The 17,675-nt window shown below is 37.9% G+C and carries 13 protein-coding genes; 2 read left to right on the forward strand and 11 right to left on the reverse strand.

Going from position 1 to position 17,675, the window contains the following annotated elements:
• Window positions 1-297: 297 nt before the first annotated feature.
• Window positions 298-996, forward strand: coding sequence for a LytR/AlgR family response regulator transcription factor (locus tag LVD16_RS17355; RefSeq protein WP_233769542.1), 699 nt, complete (start codon window positions 298-300; stop codon window positions 994-996).
• Between the two features lie 103 nt (window positions 997-1,099).
• On the forward strand, window positions 1,100-2,251 hold the full coding sequence (locus tag LVD16_RS17360; protein WP_233769543.1) for an acyltransferase family protein: 1,152 nt from the start codon (window positions 1,100-1,102) through the stop codon (window positions 2,249-2,251).
• Window positions 2,252-3,979: 1,728 nt separating this feature from the next.
• On the opposite strand, the gene LVD16_RS17365 is transcribed toward LVD16_RS17360, so the two are convergent.
• The 11 genes from LVD16_RS17365 to LVD16_RS17415 form a co-directional block, all read right to left on the reverse strand.
• Window positions 3,980-4,603, reverse strand: a complete 624-nt coding sequence (locus tag LVD16_RS17365; protein ID WP_233769544.1) for an FMN-binding protein — start codon at window positions 4,601-4,603, stop codon at window positions 3,980-3,982.
• A gap of 59 nt (window positions 4,604-4,662) precedes the next feature.
• The gene (locus LVD16_RS17370) at window positions 4,663-5,805 is read right to left on the reverse strand and encodes a toxin-antitoxin system YwqK family antitoxin (protein WP_233769545.1); all 1,143 of its coding nucleotides are present in this window, start codon (window positions 5,803-5,805) and stop codon (window positions 4,663-4,665) included.
• Window positions 5,806-6,622: 817 nt separating this feature from the next.
• Window positions 6,623-7,306: a hypothetical protein gene (locus LVD16_RS17375; RefSeq protein ID WP_233769546.1), complete on the reverse strand. Its 684-nt coding sequence runs from the start codon at window positions 7,304-7,306 to the stop codon at window positions 6,623-6,625.
• A gap of 310 nt (window positions 7,307-7,616) precedes the next feature.
• On the reverse strand, window positions 7,617-8,639 hold the full coding sequence (locus LVD16_RS17380; protein ID WP_233769547.1) for a hypothetical protein: 1,023 nt from the start codon (window positions 8,637-8,639) through the stop codon (window positions 7,617-7,619).
• A 119-nt stretch (window positions 8,640-8,758) separates the two neighbouring features.
• Complete coding sequence (locus LVD16_RS17385; RefSeq protein ID WP_233769548.1) at window positions 8,759-9,427, reverse strand: DUF4272 domain-containing protein; 669 nt, start codon at window positions 9,425-9,427, stop codon at window positions 8,759-8,761.
• Between the two features lie 502 nt (window positions 9,428-9,929).
• A complete protein-coding gene (locus LVD16_RS17390; RefSeq protein ID WP_233769549.1) occupies window positions 9,930-10,415 on the reverse strand; it encodes a chlororespiratory reduction 6 domain-containing protein in 486 nt (161 codons plus the stop codon).
• Window positions 10,412-11,350, reverse strand: a complete 939-nt coding sequence (locus LVD16_RS17395; RefSeq protein WP_233769550.1) for a hypothetical protein — start codon at window positions 11,348-11,350, stop codon at window positions 10,412-10,414. The genes LVD16_RS17390 and LVD16_RS17395 overlap by 4 nt, the downstream gene beginning before the upstream one ends.
• 52 nt (window positions 11,351-11,402) lie before the next feature.
• Window positions 11,403-11,996, reverse strand: coding sequence for a hypothetical protein (locus tag LVD16_RS17400; RefSeq protein WP_233769551.1), 594 nt, complete (start codon window positions 11,994-11,996; stop codon window positions 11,403-11,405).
• A 168-nt stretch (window positions 11,997-12,164) separates the two neighbouring features.
• The gene (locus LVD16_RS17405) at window positions 12,165-13,766 is read right to left on the reverse strand and encodes an RICIN domain-containing protein (protein ID WP_233769552.1); all 1,602 of its coding nucleotides are present in this window, start codon (window positions 13,764-13,766) and stop codon (window positions 12,165-12,167) included.
• Window positions 13,767-13,794: 28 nt separating this feature from the next.
• Complete coding sequence (locus tag LVD16_RS17410) at window positions 13,795-15,753, reverse strand: glycoside hydrolase family 97 protein (protein WP_233769553.1); 1,959 nt, start codon at window positions 15,751-15,753, stop codon at window positions 13,795-13,797.
• A gap of 181 nt (window positions 15,754-15,934) precedes the next feature.
• A complete protein-coding gene (locus LVD16_RS17415; protein ID WP_233769554.1) occupies window positions 15,935-17,572 on the reverse strand; it encodes an RICIN domain-containing protein in 1,638 nt (545 codons plus the stop codon).
• Between the last annotated feature and the right edge of the window lie 103 nt (window positions 17,573-17,675).

Raw genomic sequence — 17,675 nt, forward strand, 5'->3', positions numbered from 1 at the left:
TTTTTATCCACAAAAAATTTTAATATCATATTAAGATTCCTGGTATAGTTCTATCAAATTTATTAAGGTATGAATGGAAGGGATTTTCTAACTTTGAGCAAGACCTGAGCCATACTATAATTGAAATCCTCCTTTTTAAATAGCATTGTAGTCCTTTTTAAGCAACCCTATCCATTTTATTATTCCGGAAAGTCTCTGTTAATTATTTCAGTAATACTTTTCATTATGGCCGCGTTGTTTAACTACCTTTTTCAGCCCTTTGTGGTATACTTACCTGAGCATAAAATGAATTTTTTTATGATCAGTGTTATTCATGCCTTGGTAGCAGTGGTAGATCTATTTGTCATCTCAGTTATGATCAGGCTATTTAATGCTGAGGACACATGGCATATAGGAAAGGAAATCGGCTTTATATTGGTTTTACTTTTGCTGGTTGGAATATCTCAGTTTCTGATACGAGATATTGTCTATGATAATCCCTCTAATTGGTCTTTTGGTTATTTCTTTGAGGAAATCAAAAATGCCTACTTGGTGGGTATCCTCTTTTTTCTCATACTGTTACCATTAAACTTTACCCGGTTAAATAACAGACATATCAAGAATGCTCAAAGAATAAATGCATTAAGTAATTTTAGTAAATCAGATAAGCCATCTGAGGTTTTCATTGAGACTAAACTAAAAAGCGAAAGTCTCCGTTTCGACATCACAAATTTTCTTTTTGCCAGAGCTGATGGTAATTATATTGAAATTTTTATTGATCAGCATGGGTTGGTGACAAAGAATATACTACGGATGACCATTAAGGATCTGGAGTCCGACCTGGATTCGTTCTCTAATATCGTAAAAACTCATCGGTCGTATATAGTGAACATAAACCATATAAATGAGGTAAGTGGGAATGCTCAGGGGTATAAATTAACCATTAAACATTCAGATCAGGTAGTGCCTGTTTCCAGGGCTATGATTCATCATTTCAACACATTAATAAAGAGATGAGCACCAGGCTTGTTATTTATCACAAATAGCATGCAATTCATCACAAGGGTCGTTTTCCATAGTTTTCAGCCTGCCTTTAGCGATACATTTGTCAAAAAAAACTATGCGACGTTACGATTTGGACTGGCTGAGAGTACTTGTTTTTGCTCTACTGATATTCTATCATGTGGGAATGTTTTTTGTTCCCTGGGGCTTTCACATTAAAAATAATCATCTCTATTCAGAATTAGTTTATCCTATGTGGTTTCTAAATCAGTGGAGATTACCTGTATTATTTATTATCTCCGGAATGGGGACATACTACGCTTTGCAAAAGAGGACAAGCAAGCAATTTGCCTGGGAAAGAATTAAGAGACTACTGATTCCCCTGATGTTTGGCATGTTATTCATCATTCCCCCACAGGTATATATAGAAAGAATAGCCAAGCAGCAGTTTGATGGCAATTACCTCAACTTCTGGATAAATGAAGCCTTTATTGGAGTATATCCAGAAGGTAATATCAGCTGGCACCATCTGTGGTTTTTACCTTACCTTCTCATATTTTCACTGGTGCTGATACCGCTGTTCAGTTATTTAAAAAAAAATCCTGACACTAAAATGATCAGCATTTTAAGAAAATTGGTAGCTAACCCACTAACTATTTATACCCTTACAGCACCTCTATTGATTACAGAATATCTACTCAATCCTTATTTCCCTGTGAATCATGCTTTGGTTGGAGATTATTATACCATAGCGCATTACATCATTATTTTCCTTTATGGCTTCCTTTTTATCACAGTACAAGAACAATTTTGGGCCACGGTAAAACGCTTTAGAATTCACAATCTAATCATTGGTGTAGTTTGTTTTTCTACTCTAATATTAATACCAGAGAGTGCCCCTGGCGCTATTGGGTCATTGGTTTCAGTAGTAAATGCCTGGTCCTGGATTTTAACAGTATTTGGTTTTTCTGCCAGGTATCTTCATGTAAATAGCGGACTACTCAAATATTGCAACAAGGCAGTCTACCCCTTTTACATTCTGCACCAGACCGTTATGCTAATATTGGCATATTTTGTCATGGACAAGGACTGGGGCTTTATTTCTAAGGCAACACTAATGGTAATGGGGACATTTGCAGCAAGTTGGATTATCTATGAGTTTATTATCAGGCGAATAGTTTTTTTTCAGCCGTTGTTTGGACTAAAAAGAACGATAAGTGAAAGCGAAAGGTCGGATAAAAAGGTCAATGAAGTGAACCTGGCTGAGTGATTTTAAAGAGGCTGAAGCATGGTAGTGGTATTCGCCATTTCTCCTAGCGTCGCACGGCTCTGCCGTGTGGATGCTATTTCTGAGGTCTCTGCCAATTAGTTACAGATGCACTTGAAGAACTAGCATAAGTCAGGCGTCTTTGGTGGTATCGTCCGCTACTATCCATACTTTGTGAGAGCATCCGCTCAAATTCCTTTCTGCATGAACTAACTTGTGCTGATGAAATGCTGACTAAGCAGTGTAGTTCACAGACATTTGCTTATCTTATTCCGAGCAAATGCTCTTGATCATTGTAGGTCGTAGGACCGCTGCGCTTAACCTACGACCGGTTGGTACAAATGCCAGGCTCTACAAATCCTCGTCAAAACATGGATTAAGTAGGGTCTTTAAAAAAACAGAATATCCTTAACGATGAAAATTTGGATACAATTATACCGGGTCACAGACCCTAGTTATCATTGATGATTGAAGTCACCCTTCGGTAGACTCCAAATAGCTTAGTTAGTAAAAACAAGGATTAGGTTGGATCGGTAAGCAGTTTCGTAGGTGGAGACACCTACAAAAGCGTAGACTCCAAATAGCTTAAGTATAAATTCCTGATCGCCTACCCTTCGACGGGGGCTCAGGGTGACTCGGTTAATGTAGCAACTCTTGCTGCCCAGTCGTGCGGTGAAAGAATATTGAAAAACAATCCTGTCTCAAGTCCTTAGTGGCAGAACATATCTATGAAATTCTTCATCTCTCGGAAGACTTTGCAGCAAGAAAGACTTTCTTGTTACTTTTTTGGTCGATTGCAAAAAAGTAAAGGAACTGTAGCTATGAAATACCAACAGTGATAATCGCATTACAAATGCTAAACTCTACAAATCCTCGTTATAAACAAGGATTAGGTTGGGTCTTAAAAAAAAGAATATCCTTACCTATGAAGATTTGAATGTATTTATATCGGGTCACAGACCCTAGTTATCATTGATAATTTGAAGTCACCCTTCGGTAGACTCCAAATAGCGAAGATTAGGGACTTGCGAGGGTAGGTAGTTTAATTGGTGATAACATCAACTAAGGCGAAAAGTAGCTTATCTGCGGGGTTTACTCATCTGATATTGATTTGTTCACACAAATGAGTATAACCCTCAGCCTATTTGGTAATTGAAGAAGCCAGCATTTTCATACATTGTCAGCATTTCATTATTATTTTATCATCGATTTAAGTTGTCCAATTGCCTTTTGGTAACCACCGATTTCAAACAGCAAAGGCTGAATATTTATCGGTTCGTCTGGTTCCGTATCAGTAGGGTAGCCATCGCTGTGGACAAAATTGGTCCATTCAACATATGCTCCATGATTTATAACATCAAACATAACCGCTCCGCATCCTTCATCACCGCAGCATGCACAGACATATACAGATTGAAAACCATTAGCAAAATCTGATTTTTTAAAATTGATAAGTCTTTCGGCACGAGACAGTTCATACTCTCTATTATTTCCCCATCCATAAGGTGTTATTGGATCTACAATTTTTCCAAGTAGTTCGGATAATTACTTTCCATCAACAATAAAGTCAATGAATGGACGGTCCACATTTAGTTCTTTGTCTTTGGGAAGAATCGATCTTCTGAATGCTAATTGACTAAATCTCATTTTTATATTTGTCTTAACCTACAACCAGATGGGGCAGCTCATAAGTATGAACGAACTAATAAATATTAGCGCAGCCGCATAGAGTTAGCGTAAGTATACTTCGTAATCAGAAAGCCCTTCATTTAGCATATTCACAACTCCTTTACTAGTTAAGGTAGCGCCAGAAATACCATCAACTCTTTGTGCACCCTTAAGAACTAATTGGTCGTTTTGGTATAAAGAGAACCCCTCTTTAAAATAAATTTTTTTATTAATGAAATTAGCTTTAAATGTTTCACTGGTGATTTTTGATCCGAAAGTTGGAGCTTCATTTCGATGTTCAAATTTAATATCGAGTATTTTCATAGTGCTTTTATCAATAACAACTTTAGCCCAAATCTTACCCCATTGTCCTTCCCCATAAACAGGTAAAATCACTTTCGAAGAATGCTTAATTTCAAAGATTGGCAGCAACTCTCGTGCTTCATTATCAATGTTTTCATAATATATTGTTAAAGCGTCATCTTTCTTAATCGTTCTGACATTTGTGCCGTCTAAAACTTTGAAAGAAATTAAAGAGTCTAAATCTTTTTGATCATTATAATTATCATCAATCATTTTCCCCAGTTCCAAAGCTAATTGATCAACATTGATTTGGTGTTGAGCTATTATTTTGTTGCCTGCCAGATTAAAAAATACAAATATTAAAAAAAAGGTGGTTTTACTCATACTTAATTTGTGCTACGATTACTATATGGGAGTATCCCAAAAGATACACTTTTTTAAAATTACCCTTCTATTCTATATATCTCTAAATGCCCCTGACAGGTAAAATAGCTTAAAAGATATAATTCATTCTTTCCATCATTGTCAGTGTCAAATTCAAAGAAAATCAGGTTTCCAATGTCCTTAAAGATTAGTTTTCCCTTGTTTCTTGTTATGGTTACAGGATTTCTTCCGGTGTCGTCACATTGCATTTGCTTGCGTTCGACTTCTATCTTTCCGAGACTTGATTTGAAGTTTTTCTTTTCAAGTACACAACTGATATCATACTCACCATTTTTCAACTCTTTTAATTTTCTGTTAGTTGTATAACCGTTCACCTTTATTTTCTGATTACAGACTGTGTCAATTTGCTCATAAACCCAAAGTCCTGATGATTTAAATTGAAAGTTAATGGCCCCAATATGTACTGTTAAATATTCGTTTTCACAAACAGGGATATAGCCTAAAAATAAGGATTCTCCCAATTCTATCGATCTATTCGAACTGTCATATGAATCGAAAAGTAAATAAACTTTAAGGTCTGTATTGTTAATTATGGATGTGTCTTTGGCTATAAGTTTTGTCTTCAATTGGATAGGAAGCAATGTATCACCCTCAATCGAAAAAGAGAGTGTTTGTCCCCATAAATCTCCGTTCCTGAAGTTCTGCTTTAGCTTTAACTCCCCGTTTTCGTAAAATTCAGTCCAAGTTCCATTATGACGATTTCCCTTTGACTTAACTGCACCACTTTGATAATAGCTAATAGCTTCACCCACCAATGTGTCATTATCAAAATTTGCAACATAGCTTATATGTCCATTTTCAGAGTAATGAATAGACTCACCGTATTTTTTTCCAGCTTTGTAAAACTCCCTTTCTTTTACTGTTCTGTCTACATAAAACTGAAGCCACAGACTGTCCCTTAATCCATTTTTATAATATCCTGTCGACCAGGTTTTCCCGTCTTTTGTGAATTGTCGAAAGAAGCCATTTAAAGTATCATTCCTATATGTGCTTTCAAACAACCAACTTCCTGAATATCCATCATGAACGCCTTGTTTTCGTCCCAGCTCGTCCTTATAGGTTTTTGTCTGTCCAAATACAAAAATTGGGATAGTCAGAATCAGGAATAATATATTTCTTTGTAGTCTCATTTTAATTATCATCAGAACCCCGGTTAGGCGCTGCTCTGAGCTTTGTTAGTTGCGCTAAAAGTAGCTTATCTGCTGTTACATTCAAAGTATCTTAATTCATAACCCATCCAGCTTTCAGGAATGTAAGCCTGGCGTTTTCAATGAACTCCGTTAAAGGTTCATTGCCCTTGATGTTATCGTTTTGAAGTTCAAACAGATAAACCTGCGGGTTTGCAAGTTGGATGTCTCCAAGTGTTCGATCGACATGTGTAAATCGAAATCTCTTTACCCTCGGGTCGTTAGATAAAAAGTAGAGTGGCTGAATACTTTGTATTTTCATGTTATTTAGTCCCAAGAGTTGTGGATAGATGAGTCCTTTTTTGAAAATGAGTTCGGTTTCAGGGCTACCTAAATATTCTATGTACTGTTCATCAAAAATTATTCGGTTAGACGAGGTTAGAACGGTTCCATCATACTTTGGATATTCAGTTATTGAATACTCTTTCTTAAAAAGTTCTTGCGCCCAATAATCCTCTTGTTCACCCTGATTGGCAAATGAAGGCTTAAGCTCAGCTGTTGACTGAAGCCCTGGAGTTCAGCCAAGAGTAAGAAACGTCAGAAGAGCTAATAGGTAAAGTTTCATAGTACGATTATGCCACATAACACTCAACATTTAGATAGAAATAATTGATTATCAAGGTTATATCAATTTACAAATACTTTCTGATTGTAGCATCCGCTATAACCTTATATTCTCTAGCCTAGGTTCAAGTACTGATTAAGGTTTAACGAATCATATTAATGAACATTGTGGTTACGGGCGTCCTTTGTCAAAGCAGCATTCTAATTTTTATTCCTTAAGTATTTCTTCATTTACAATAGGTCTTTCGTTAAAATACAATGTGTCAATCTTATTGTCACTTACTGTTAAAATTGTGGTATGTATAGCATTAAATGTTCCATTATGCCATAGTCTTACAAATTTGAAGTCATTAATTCCATCTTTGTTGAAATCCACAACTTCAATTTCAGGTGTAGTGATTTCAAAGTCTGTTTTTAGATTTGTTGAAGTTAGTTTTCCATTGTTGTGGTGGTACAAACCGAAAAGATTAAAGTCAAACACGCTGTTTGCAAATTCCTTCTGTTGATTGTCATAAAATAGCACTCTGCTATTAACTTCACCTGTCGGATAATGCTTCAAAAGAACTAAATATATAGTCTGTAGGCTGTCGTGTAGTCGAACTGTGTTTATATAAATGTCTTTATATGTTTGAGTACTATCAAAATATTCAAAATCTTTAGCATAGACTTTAACCGTTTCTTCAATTTTGGAATTGATTCCGTCATTCAAATGAACGTAATTGTTATGGTCTTCAAAATTTAGCTCATTTAGTCGTAATGGCAGTTTCCCGTCAATTACTGATATTTCAAATTTACCTGAAGGCTTATTTTTATGGTTAATATCTTTTTCCGATTTTCTATCAGAGCAACTAAACATAATTGTCAGTAAAAATATGGCAGCTAACGTTCGCATGGTGGTCTGTTTATAATTGCTTGTAATACCCAATATTAGAACACTTAATTATATAATTGATCATTAGCTTGGTCGCTAACTTGATTGCGGCCTTATTCTCCTGCACAATCGCTCAGCTCCAGCTGAGTGATCAATATAATTTAGGCCTATGGCCGATAAAGCACAAAATGCCCTAAGGCCTAAATATTGAACAAGTAGAGAAGAATCTGACTTAACCTAGTCCTAACCATAGTTAAGTGCATCTGTACCTAACCGGCCAGAGGCCACAGAAATAGTCGTCACGCGGCAGAACCGAGCGACTGGGGGGGAATTAGTTCTTATATAGTGAGAGGAAAATTGTTTCTATTGTTTTTAAATCCTCTTCCGAAACCCAGTTACCTCTAATGACTACACCATGCCCATCTTTAACTGTGGCATAATAAGCTAAATTATTTGAGATTGAAATGCTGCGATATAGTTTGTCATCCAATTGCATATCAACCAATGATGAAGCTCCCATCCGCTGGCCCCATGAAGCTGAAACACTGGAGATAATATATTTGCCATTTGGACTGATATCCCTCTCACGTATATCAAGCAAAAATCTTGAATCATTTACGGAATTCTTTATTTCTACCAAAGTGTAATTGTAATCTATACTACTAAATTTTTCCGTGATTATCCAGGATTCAGGAACGGTCAACTCTTCATTAAAATAGTTATTCACATATCTATTGTTAATTATATAGCCTTTTTTTCTTTCGTTCAGCTCTCTTTTCTGATCCAGAGAGAGTGTATCCATCTCGATATCGAAATACTCCCCAATAGAGAAAAATTTTAATTTAGCATTTTTACTTATGTCCCGACGATCCCCTATAAAATCGACCTTTCTTTCAAAGTAAAACTCCAAACCTTTAATGCTTTTCAATGACCCTAGGCTGTCTAATTGATTTAAGTAACATCTTAGGCCTTCTTTTTCTTGATATTGAATATAAGAAATGGACATACCAATATCATATACATTCTGGACTGAACTGCCGACACCTAAGCCGCTTTTTGTCATGTAGCGTTTGTCATACACTTTCATGGCATTTAGTTTGCCTTTGATGAATTTGAGATGAATTAATTCATTACTATTATTAGAAATAACCTTGTATTTATAAACTCTTGGGGCAATGCCGTCCAAATAAGTCTCTACATCGTAGTTAGAGATTAATTTATCAATCTGGTTTTCATCATCTCCAATTTTGAATAAGCCTGCCCTCGTATTTGTGATAACATAATCGTTCTCTGAAATAAAAGAGAAAAAGATTATTAATAATGGAATACTTATTGTCATTAATTTTGAAGTCATAATGAGGTAATTAGGAATTAAGCACTAAAAAATTATTAATGTGATTTTACTTCATTGTATAAAACATGTATTAGCTTGGTCGACAATTATATTGCGATCAAGCTCATTGCCGCAGTCTTTTATGTATCGGTTGAAATATCATCCCATTCTTGATCCATATAATTAACTAACCAATTCAAAGCATAATGCCTTTCATAAACAACTCCAGGATTCAAATCTTTTAAATCCAATCCATTAATTCTAGCATCAACACAGGCCCAGTCAATTCGGTAGTATAAGTCATTTGCATCAAGAATCTCTGCTTTTGTTCTTGATTCAGTAATACTCTCAATGAAATCATTAGGGTCTTTATTTTGCCCAATAGGATACTTTTCGGCGGTAATATTATTTAAGTCACACATTTGATTTGGATATCCTAAATCATCAACAATTTTTAACGACCACATTAAAGTCCAAATTGCTTCGCATTTCCAAGTTTCTTGACTTTTCTTCTCATCAGTTGGGTCTTCTAAAAAATTCTTTTCATCAGATGTCACATAATCCCAGAGATTATATGCTTGTAAATATTCTATGGCTTCTTCACCTGTAATCCCATTGAACGCAACCATGTTTGTTGTAGCCAAAACAGTAACTCTTTGAGCTACTTCTTTAGGGCTTCTCAAAATAGTTTCTTCTTCTGATTCAATAGGTGGTAGGTTATAATTGATTTTTACTTTTTTCTTCTCTAAAAATTTTTCTGTTTTTTCTTTTCGAGTTAGTTCTTTTTTAGATTTAAATAGTCCAAACATTTCCTTATTATCGTTAAGTTGAGAATCCTACGAGGGGATTTCGTGTGATATTAGTTTTTCAATGGAGCCTTTAATACTGGCAACGTCCGTGTATAGCGCTGTGCGTACTTAGCCCTCCCGTCCTTGCCATGCCCTGCCTGGTGGTACTGCTTTGTGTCATTAGGCTTAAATCAAGCATTCCCCTACCCTAGGTTTGTTGCCAATTATATTGCGACCTTATTCTTTTGGCATTTGTAATGCTTCTGTTCTCAAACTTAATGAATAAAGACATTACAAATGCCCATGAAAATAGCAATCTCAATGTAATTGCGATCGAGCTTAAATTTATAACTCTGGCCAATAAAGCACGAAATATCCTAAGCCTAAATACTGAACAAGTAGAGAAAATCTGATTTAACCTGGATCTAACCACAGTTATTCAAGTGCCTCAGCACCTAACCGGCCAGAGGCCTCAGAAATAGTCGTCACGCGGCAGAGCCGAGCGACTGCGGGAGAACGAGGCTCAGTTATATATAAGACTTAGAATCCTTACACTTAATTCCATCACTTCTTTATCTGAATGACCTTCTTGATCCATTAGCTCATTCATAAAATGAAAATGAGTAAATATAAATTTTTCGAGCTCATCAATGTTGAATTGAATTAAACTTACCCCTGAAGATTTCTGGATATCTTCAATGGGACATAAACAAGTAACAAATAAAGCCAAGGGTGAATAATGCTTAGGAAAGTCATGATTTAAATAATAAAACCAATATGGGAAAGACCTATCTAGAAAGTCAAGGTAGTCTCTTATTTCTGGCAATTCATGTAACTCTCTTGGATCATTGTCATATCCATGAATTAAAATACATAGTTTATTGTAGAATTTTCTTGGGTTTTCATGCATTTCCATTAATGCACCATAAATGTTAGTAAAATCAAATTCTTCAATATCTTCCCTTGAGATAACTAAATTGATTAGTTTATGCTCTTCTCCTAAATTCATTTCAATAAATCATCAAATTCTTCAAATGTTAAAACTTTATATTCGTCCACAAGATATTTTAATGTGTCATTCGACCCAGTTATGAAATATTCTTCAAACGTTACATCCTGTGCAATTTCAATATTAACTCTTTTCAGGAATTCATGCCTTATTGATGACATATTAGATTTGACCCAAGCAATTTTTTTTAAAAACTTTTGGTGGTATTTCTTTTGCCGAAAATGATCATTTATTACTTGACCTAAGCTTCGAGCATCAACTATAGGAGCTAAAGCCTTACACTCAATAATTCGAATCAGTTTTTCCGATTCATTATAGGCAAGAATGTCAATTTCTCCACAAGAAATTGGTTTTCCATTAACTTTTTCAAGACGTAAGCACCTATTACTTTTATCTTCAAGCAATTTTGTTACCTCTTTTTCAAATATCGATATTCGATAAAAAGATTCAATCTCAGCAATTGCCTTATTCTGTAAAGAATTCGATTTTAAATCTTGCCTTTGCCCTAATGAAAGCTTAGTGATATACACATCCAACCATTCAACAAACATTCTCTGGCTAATCAAAATGTGCTGTCTCGATTTTTTTATATCATCCCTATTTGCAGTTTTTTTATCATATATAGTTTCGAATTCGGATTCCAAATTTAGAACTATGCCAGCATGAAATAACATTCTATTATGTTGACTCTTTCTGAGAAAGTCTCTTTGTTCATTGGCTTGAGCACTGATATTTAAAAATGATAAACTAATAAGAGATTCTATTTTAGATCCAGCTATACCAGTAAGAGATGCTAATAAGTCAATAAAGTCATTTAAGGGTTGCACCGTGATGGAAGCTCCAGTCACATTAGAAATTTTTTCTATTATTGTTTTAATAATTAATCGAATTTCTTCAATTGAAATAGAGTAGAATTCTTGACTAAAGTTATTCACTTTAGTCGTTATTATTCTATTGTTAGGTGCAAAACTGGAATATTTGTTCCAGTCAGTTTTTTTTAAAAATTGATTCTCGTATTTTTTGGAAGAGCTCTTTTTCAGGTGGTTTGAGTATAAATAATTTACGAAATAGGTCGGGGGAAAAAACAATTTTAACAGAGGATATTTTTTTACTTAGATTTAGATAATGTAAATAATTTGAAAATTCTGAGGACTGCCCCATACCAATGAGATATGTTAAAATCAGGGTCATTTGTTTTTCATTAGGCCTTATCTGTTCATATTCATATTCTCCAGACGCTAACCTTTCTAGTTCAATTTCAATTACGTATCTCCAACCATACCGTCCAATTGGAGCAAATTCTTTGTGCCCTGTTATATATTCAATACCATCCTCAAAATAAATAACTGTCCATAGTTCCAATTGCTTATATGCTTCTACAATAACACCAGCTGGGTGAATTTTATTAAGTTCTTTTAAGAGTTGATTTTTAAGATCCTCATAACAATCATTATAGAACTTTTTTACGGTGCTTATCTCAGAAATCTCATTAAATTTTTCTTTTGGCCAACAGTTGAATATTGTTCTATTTAAAACTGAATCTTGAGGTGTTTGATATGGACTTACTTTATGAATTTTCAAAAGTTTCTTTTAATAATTTTTTACCCAAAAGATAATTTACAATTCATTAATTTAAAATAAAAATTAAAATATTATGTAATTTAATATAAATTGTACAATTTCTCGTAATTAAAAAAAAACCGCCATGCTCTCACATGGCGGCTCCTAAAACACGAAACATCAATTTTATTACTCCCTCACAATCTTCACTGACATTACCTCTCCACCATCAACGGAGACATAATAAATACCTGATTTTAAACTGCTTACATCTAATTGATAAGTATCCATAGAGCTGTCTAGCTGTTTTTTTAGCATTACTTTGCCTGATACATCAGCGATTAACAACTGCGTGCCTTTTACATTTTTTATGGTGATGTAGTCTCCTGAAACCGGGTTGGGGTACACTACGGCTGGCATGTCTTCGTCCAGGGCTGGGGCGGCTACTTTTGCTGAGGCATTGGCCGCGGCTATCAGTCGCCATTGGCCGTGGAGTTGGTTGTTGTCATCATATTGGATGATGTTGTCACCGTTATTGAGTCCTCCTCCGGTCACTTCTACTACTCGGCCGCTGTGGGCTGCTTTTAGTTTGTAGTTGCCTCCGCCAGCGTTCAACACAATAAACCTTTGATTGGTATTACCTGAGTAAGTCCACTGCAGCACGTTAGCTACGTTAGAGGTGCTGCCACCTTCCACATCCATGGCTTTGCCTGATTGTGCGTTTATCAGGCTGTAGGCACCATCACCGCGATCGGTTAGGGTGAAGCGCTGGTTGGCGGCTCCGTGGCCGGTCCACTGTAATATGTTGGCACCATCGGCTCCGCTGCCTGCTGCCACATCCATATACTTTCCGCTGTTCGCATTTTGAATGGTGTAGGTGCCATTGAGGCCTGTTACGCCATTGGCTCTCACCCGAATGGAGGTAAACAGATCGTTCCAGCCACCCAGGCAGCCATTGTCTGCGGTTAGTGTCAGGTAGTTGCCCTGAAAGTTATCATCTACATAAGCAAACACTCTATACCCCTGCGGCACCTGTATAGATGAGATGTCATCATTACTAATTCCTCTGGCTATCAGATCATTAGCGGTATAGTCGCCTATTCCCAGTTTAACGCCATAACCATAGTAATTACAATCTTGATAGAAAGTAGGCACCCGTGGTGTAATGCCATCAAAGGCGGCTTTGGCTACTACCCTGGCTCCCGCTGCATTGGGGTGGAGGTTATCATTGTAAAGGGTATTTCTGGAATTGCGCGTAGGCGTGTTGAAATCTAAAATAGAAGTGTTTCTGTCTCTGCTTATTTGCGAAACTATGGGTATCAGCTCGTTCTGCAGATTGCTCATCTGGCTGTTATCTCCATAGCAGGTCACAGGGTAGCAAACATAAATCTTAGGATTACGTCCATTCTGTCTGAACTGGGCAATCATATCGGCATAATCATTATAAAAATCCGATTTATACTGCCAGTTATTCGGGTGCGCATCATTAGTGCCCAGGGCAATGATCAGGATATCCGGATTGTAGTTTTTAGCATCGTTGAACCTGGAGGTGTTCCAATAAGGATAACTGCCTCTTTTTAGCATAGTAGTACCACTAACACCACAGTTAAACACCTGATAATTATTGCCCAGCATTACGCCCAGCTGTGCCGGCCATGATTCTACTGAAGCGTTATTTAGGCCATAGCCTTCCGTTACACTATTGCCCACACAAACCACTCTGATTTGGGCATACATATCCAGGGACAATAGCAAAAAGGCTATTGCCAATATTAATTTGTTGGTTTTCATTTTTAATTTGGTTTAGGTCATAAAGGCGCTATTCCAGCCGGGCCACCCAGCCGCCATTGCGCACCATTTTTATAGTGATCTTGTCACCATTTTTCACTTGTTTGGTTTTCTTACGGTAGTCCATGGCCTGTCTGCCGGCATTAATGCCATCTTCAAAATAGGTCATGGTGTACGTTTTGTTCTTGTCGAGAAAATCAAAATTGAGCGTTACTTCGCGGGCATCCTGAGCTCCGTTGGTAATGCCACCTACGAACCACTTCTCCCCTTTTCTTTTGGCCACCACTGCCAACTGTCCTACCTCAGCCTCTAAAGCTTGGGTCTCATCCCAGGTTACGGGCACCGAGGTGATAAACTCAGTACAGTCAGGGTTTTTGTAGTACATGGTGGGGTTATCGGCCAGCATTTGCACACCACTTTCAAACACTACAAACAATGCCATCTGATAGGCTCTGGTGCCAATACTGGCAGAGTTAGGCCTTTCAGAACGATAGACATTAGGCTGCATGCTGATCATGGCACCTGGCGTATAATCCATAGGGCCAACGGCATTTCTGATAAATGGGAAATAGATACTGTTATCTGGTGTACAACCGCCCATTTGCTCCATGCCTCTTACCCCCTCGTAAGAAATCAGGTTAGGATATTTATACTCCAGACCGGCAGGTTTAAAAGAACCATGAAAATCAACAATCAGCTGATGTTTGGCGGCTTCTTTTACCACTCTTTCATAGTAGTCTACCATCCACTGGTCACTCCTATCCATGAAGTCGATCTTCACACCCTTCACGCCCCAGTCTTTGTAAGCTTTGAAAACATCCATGTGGTTTTCTACTGATAACCAGGTGAGCCACAGGATAATACCCACATTTTTCTGCTTACCATATTCCACCAGTTCTTTAACATCTACCTGTGAGGAAGCTGTAAAAGGATCGGTGGTGCTTTTGGCCCAACCTTCATCTAAAATGATGTAAGAGATGCCATATTTGGAAGCAAAGTCAATGTAGTATTTGTAAGTATCCTGATTTTGTCCACTTACGAAGTTCACGTCAGGTCCATAAGGTGCTGCGCCGTTCCACCATTCCCAGCTCACCTGTCCCGGCTTTATCCAGGAAGGATCATCGATCCGGCTTTTAGCGGCCAATTTCAGGGTCATGGTGTTTTCCATCAGTCCTTTGTCATCGGTAATCACGAAATAGCGCCATGGTAGCGTTCTGGAGCCTTTGGTTTTGGCGATATAATCGGCCTCTTTGGTTATTTTTAAGCTTCTATCACCGTCAGGACCAAACTCCAGAGGAGCTTTAGGAAACACCGCCTTCACCGTATTACCCTCATTTGATTTTAAGAACATAGCAGGATAATCCGAAAGATCAGATTCACTGATCAGGATCTTGTATTTATCTTTGGTATCAATCAACACCGGCAGAGAGCTCATTCTATCGCTGGCTTTCCATTGACTAGACTCTACGTGGCTGTAAGGCTCTTCGCATGAAGTTTTGAAGCCTCCCGGCTGCTGCAAATGCAGGAGATAATCCTCAGGAAAACCTATGGTAAAGTCTTCATTATAAACCTCCATATCACCTTTTTCGCTGGTGATAAGCCTGTAGGCCACGCCATCATTAAATACTCTGAACTCAACCGCATAGCCATTACCTAATGACAACTCCACACCGTTGTACTCTGATTTTACTGTATTATACTTTAAAGAAACATAGGGATGAAGTTCCTCTTTTCCACTAGTAGTCTTTGTTTTCTTCAGCGCTGGCTTCTTCATTTCTGGTCCGCCAATAGCTATGCCTAAATGGCAATCAGTAAGTAAATTCTTTCCATTAGCACTGATAGTATAATTGATCTTATCGCCTACCGTAATGCTGACAGCCAGCTTGCTATCTGGAGATTTAACGGTTACTGGTTTATCCTTCGCTGATAAGCTCTGAAAGGAAAGAAAAAGAACGACTATTGTAAAAAGGTGTCGGGTTGATTGGTTCATATTTTATGATTGATTTTTACGCTTTTAATGTGTTGAACATGTGATACCAAATTTATCAGTAATAAGCTACGAAACAAATTTGAGAGACTCACCCGATTAGGGGTAAGCCTCTCTCCTTCTTATGTTCAAAACTAAAACTACTACTGTGTAAACATAAATATCTAATTATCAAGCACTAACATCATGGCACTAAGCTCCATTTTTGGTTATCAGCATCATTGATGTTCCATTGAAGGATGTTAGCTCCATTTTCGTTAGAACCGCCTGCTACATCCAGTGCTCTTCCGCTGGCTACTGACACTATGGAATAATATCCTTGTCCGTCAGGCACCAGGTACCACATTTGGTTGCTACCACCATTCCAGCCCCACTGTATCACATTAGTGCCGTTGGCTGTGTTGCCACCTTCAAGATCTAAAGAAAGGCCACTTCCTGCACTTCTTATGCGGTAAGCATTGGTAGCAGCTTCGGTGATGACCCACCTTTGGTTAGGCTGGTTATAATTGGTCCATTGAAGGATATTGCCACCATTGGAGGTAGAACCTGCTTCTACATCTACCGCTTTTCCACTGGCTTTGGATATAATGCTGAAAGTACCTCCTGAAGTTATTCCAGGCCTTTTGGCTGGGGCAAACTGTAACCAGGCCACCGCACTTACATGCTGTGTAGGTATCATGCTGCCGTTATTCGGAGTTTGCTGATTCCAGGCGTTCCAGGTCAGGTTATAATCGGTTCTTCTGTTATTCCAGATGGAAGTGGCATTCTGCACCATCCAGTCACCAAAAGTATCCCAAAGCTCAGGGTTATCAGTACATAAGTGTCCCAGACCTCTGGCAAATTCAGCTGCCCAGGTATTCAGGTATCCTGCTCCGTTGGAGATGATGCCGTTACTGGTCATGTTGTTTTTTACATATGAGGCAGCACGTGTTGCGTCTCTCAGGTAGTTAGGATTTCCGGTAAGCTTCCACAATACGTTAGCAAAGTCGATGAAAGCACCCTGGTTATAAACCGCAGTACCCTGATCTACCTGTCCGTTAGGATAGATACCTCTGTACACCTGGCCAGTTTCAGCATTAAACAAATGCCACCATACCCAGTCATAAATCTGAATAGCACGGTCAAGATACCACTGATCGCCATTGCTTTGATAAATCATACATGCCAATAGCCCGGTAGGGTTATTAGATAAGGCCTCTTTAATGATTTCGCCACCTTCAGGTGTGTAGTCAGGCTGCTGTTCCCAGATACCGCCATTGTTATACTGCGTATCCCAACCTCTGCTCCAGATATAATCGAAGCAGTAGCGGGCCTGAGTTAGGTAGTTGCTGGTGCCGGTCATCTGGTGTCCTCTGGCCAGTACCAAACCAAACCAGGCGATGTCATCATTCCAGCCATCCCAATCGTATGGTGGTGGATTCAACTGTAAGAAGCCATTAACCAGGTTGTTAACCAGCGTTCTATGTTCTGGCAGTCCTGTTCTTTCATATACGTCCATCATGCCTTGGATATCAAGGGCGAGCGTCCAGGTGCCATCAGAGGCATTGTCATTCAAGGCGCGCTTGTAGTAAGTTCTGCCTCCAGAGGTAGTGAGGAAAGCACTGTTGAAGCCACGATAAGCCATGTCCGCCCAGGCAGGATTTATGCCATTATCACGGGCCACACGGCCGTTATCAATGGGTTTTTCAATCAGTACATCAGTGTTTTCATCTTCTGACTGCTGAGGTTCAAGTTCATCTTGCATACAACCTGGAATAGACCATAGCAAAACGCATAATACACTCAGAAGTAAGAGTTTTTTAGGTTTTGTGTAGTTTTTCATTTTTCTGAATTTAGGTTTGTTTAGAAAAAAATTGGTCAAAGCATTCCTATAAACAACTGGTGTTGTTTTCATTTTTGTGCCAGATCTAAGTCCTGGCTGTTTA

It is taken from the genome of Fulvivirga ligni (assembly GCF_021389935.1).
Taxonomy (GTDB): Bacteria; Bacteroidota; Bacteroidia; order Cytophagales; family Cyclobacteriaceae; genus Fulvivirga; species Fulvivirga ligni.

What these genes read in the sequence shown, in the direction of transcription:
- LVD16_RS17355 (WP_233769542.1), top strand. Translation starts at nt 298, where the DNA reads ATGATCAGTGTTATTCATGCCTTGGTAGCAGTGGTAGATCTATTTGTC.
- LVD16_RS17360 (WP_233769543.1), top strand. Translation starts at nt 1,100, where the DNA reads ATGCGACGTTACGATTTGGACTGGCTGAGAGTACTTGTTTTTGCTCTA.
- LVD16_RS17365 (WP_233769544.1), bottom strand. Translation starts at nt 4,603, where the DNA reads ATGAGTAAAACCACCTTTTTTTTAATATTTGTATTTTTTAATCTGGCA.
- LVD16_RS17370 (WP_233769545.1), bottom strand. Translation starts at nt 5,805, where the DNA reads ATGATAATTAAAATGAGACTACAAAGAAATATATTATTCCTGATTCTG.
- LVD16_RS17375 (WP_233769546.1), bottom strand. Translation starts at nt 7,306, where the DNA reads ATGCGAACGTTAGCTGCCATATTTTTACTGACAATTATGTTTAGTTGC.
- LVD16_RS17380 (WP_233769547.1), bottom strand. Translation starts at nt 8,639, where the DNA reads ATGACTTCAAAATTAATGACAATAAGTATTCCATTATTAATAATCTTT.
- LVD16_RS17385 (WP_233769548.1), bottom strand. Translation starts at nt 9,427, where the DNA reads ATGTTTGGACTATTTAAATCTAAAAAAGAACTAACTCGAAAAGAAAAA.
- LVD16_RS17390 (WP_233769549.1), bottom strand. Translation starts at nt 10,415, where the DNA reads ATGAATTTAGGAGAAGAGCATAAACTAATCAATTTAGTTATCTCAAGG.
- LVD16_RS17405 (WP_233769552.1), bottom strand. Translation starts at nt 13,766, where the DNA reads ATGAAAACCAACAAATTAATATTGGCAATAGCCTTTTTGCTATTGTCC.
- LVD16_RS17410 (WP_233769553.1), bottom strand. Translation starts at nt 15,753, where the DNA reads ATGAACCAATCAACCCGACACCTTTTTACAATAGTCGTTCTTTTTCTT.
- LVD16_RS17415 (WP_233769554.1), bottom strand. Translation starts at nt 17,572, where the DNA reads ATGAAAAACTACACAAAACCTAAAAAACTCTTACTTCTGAGTGTATTA.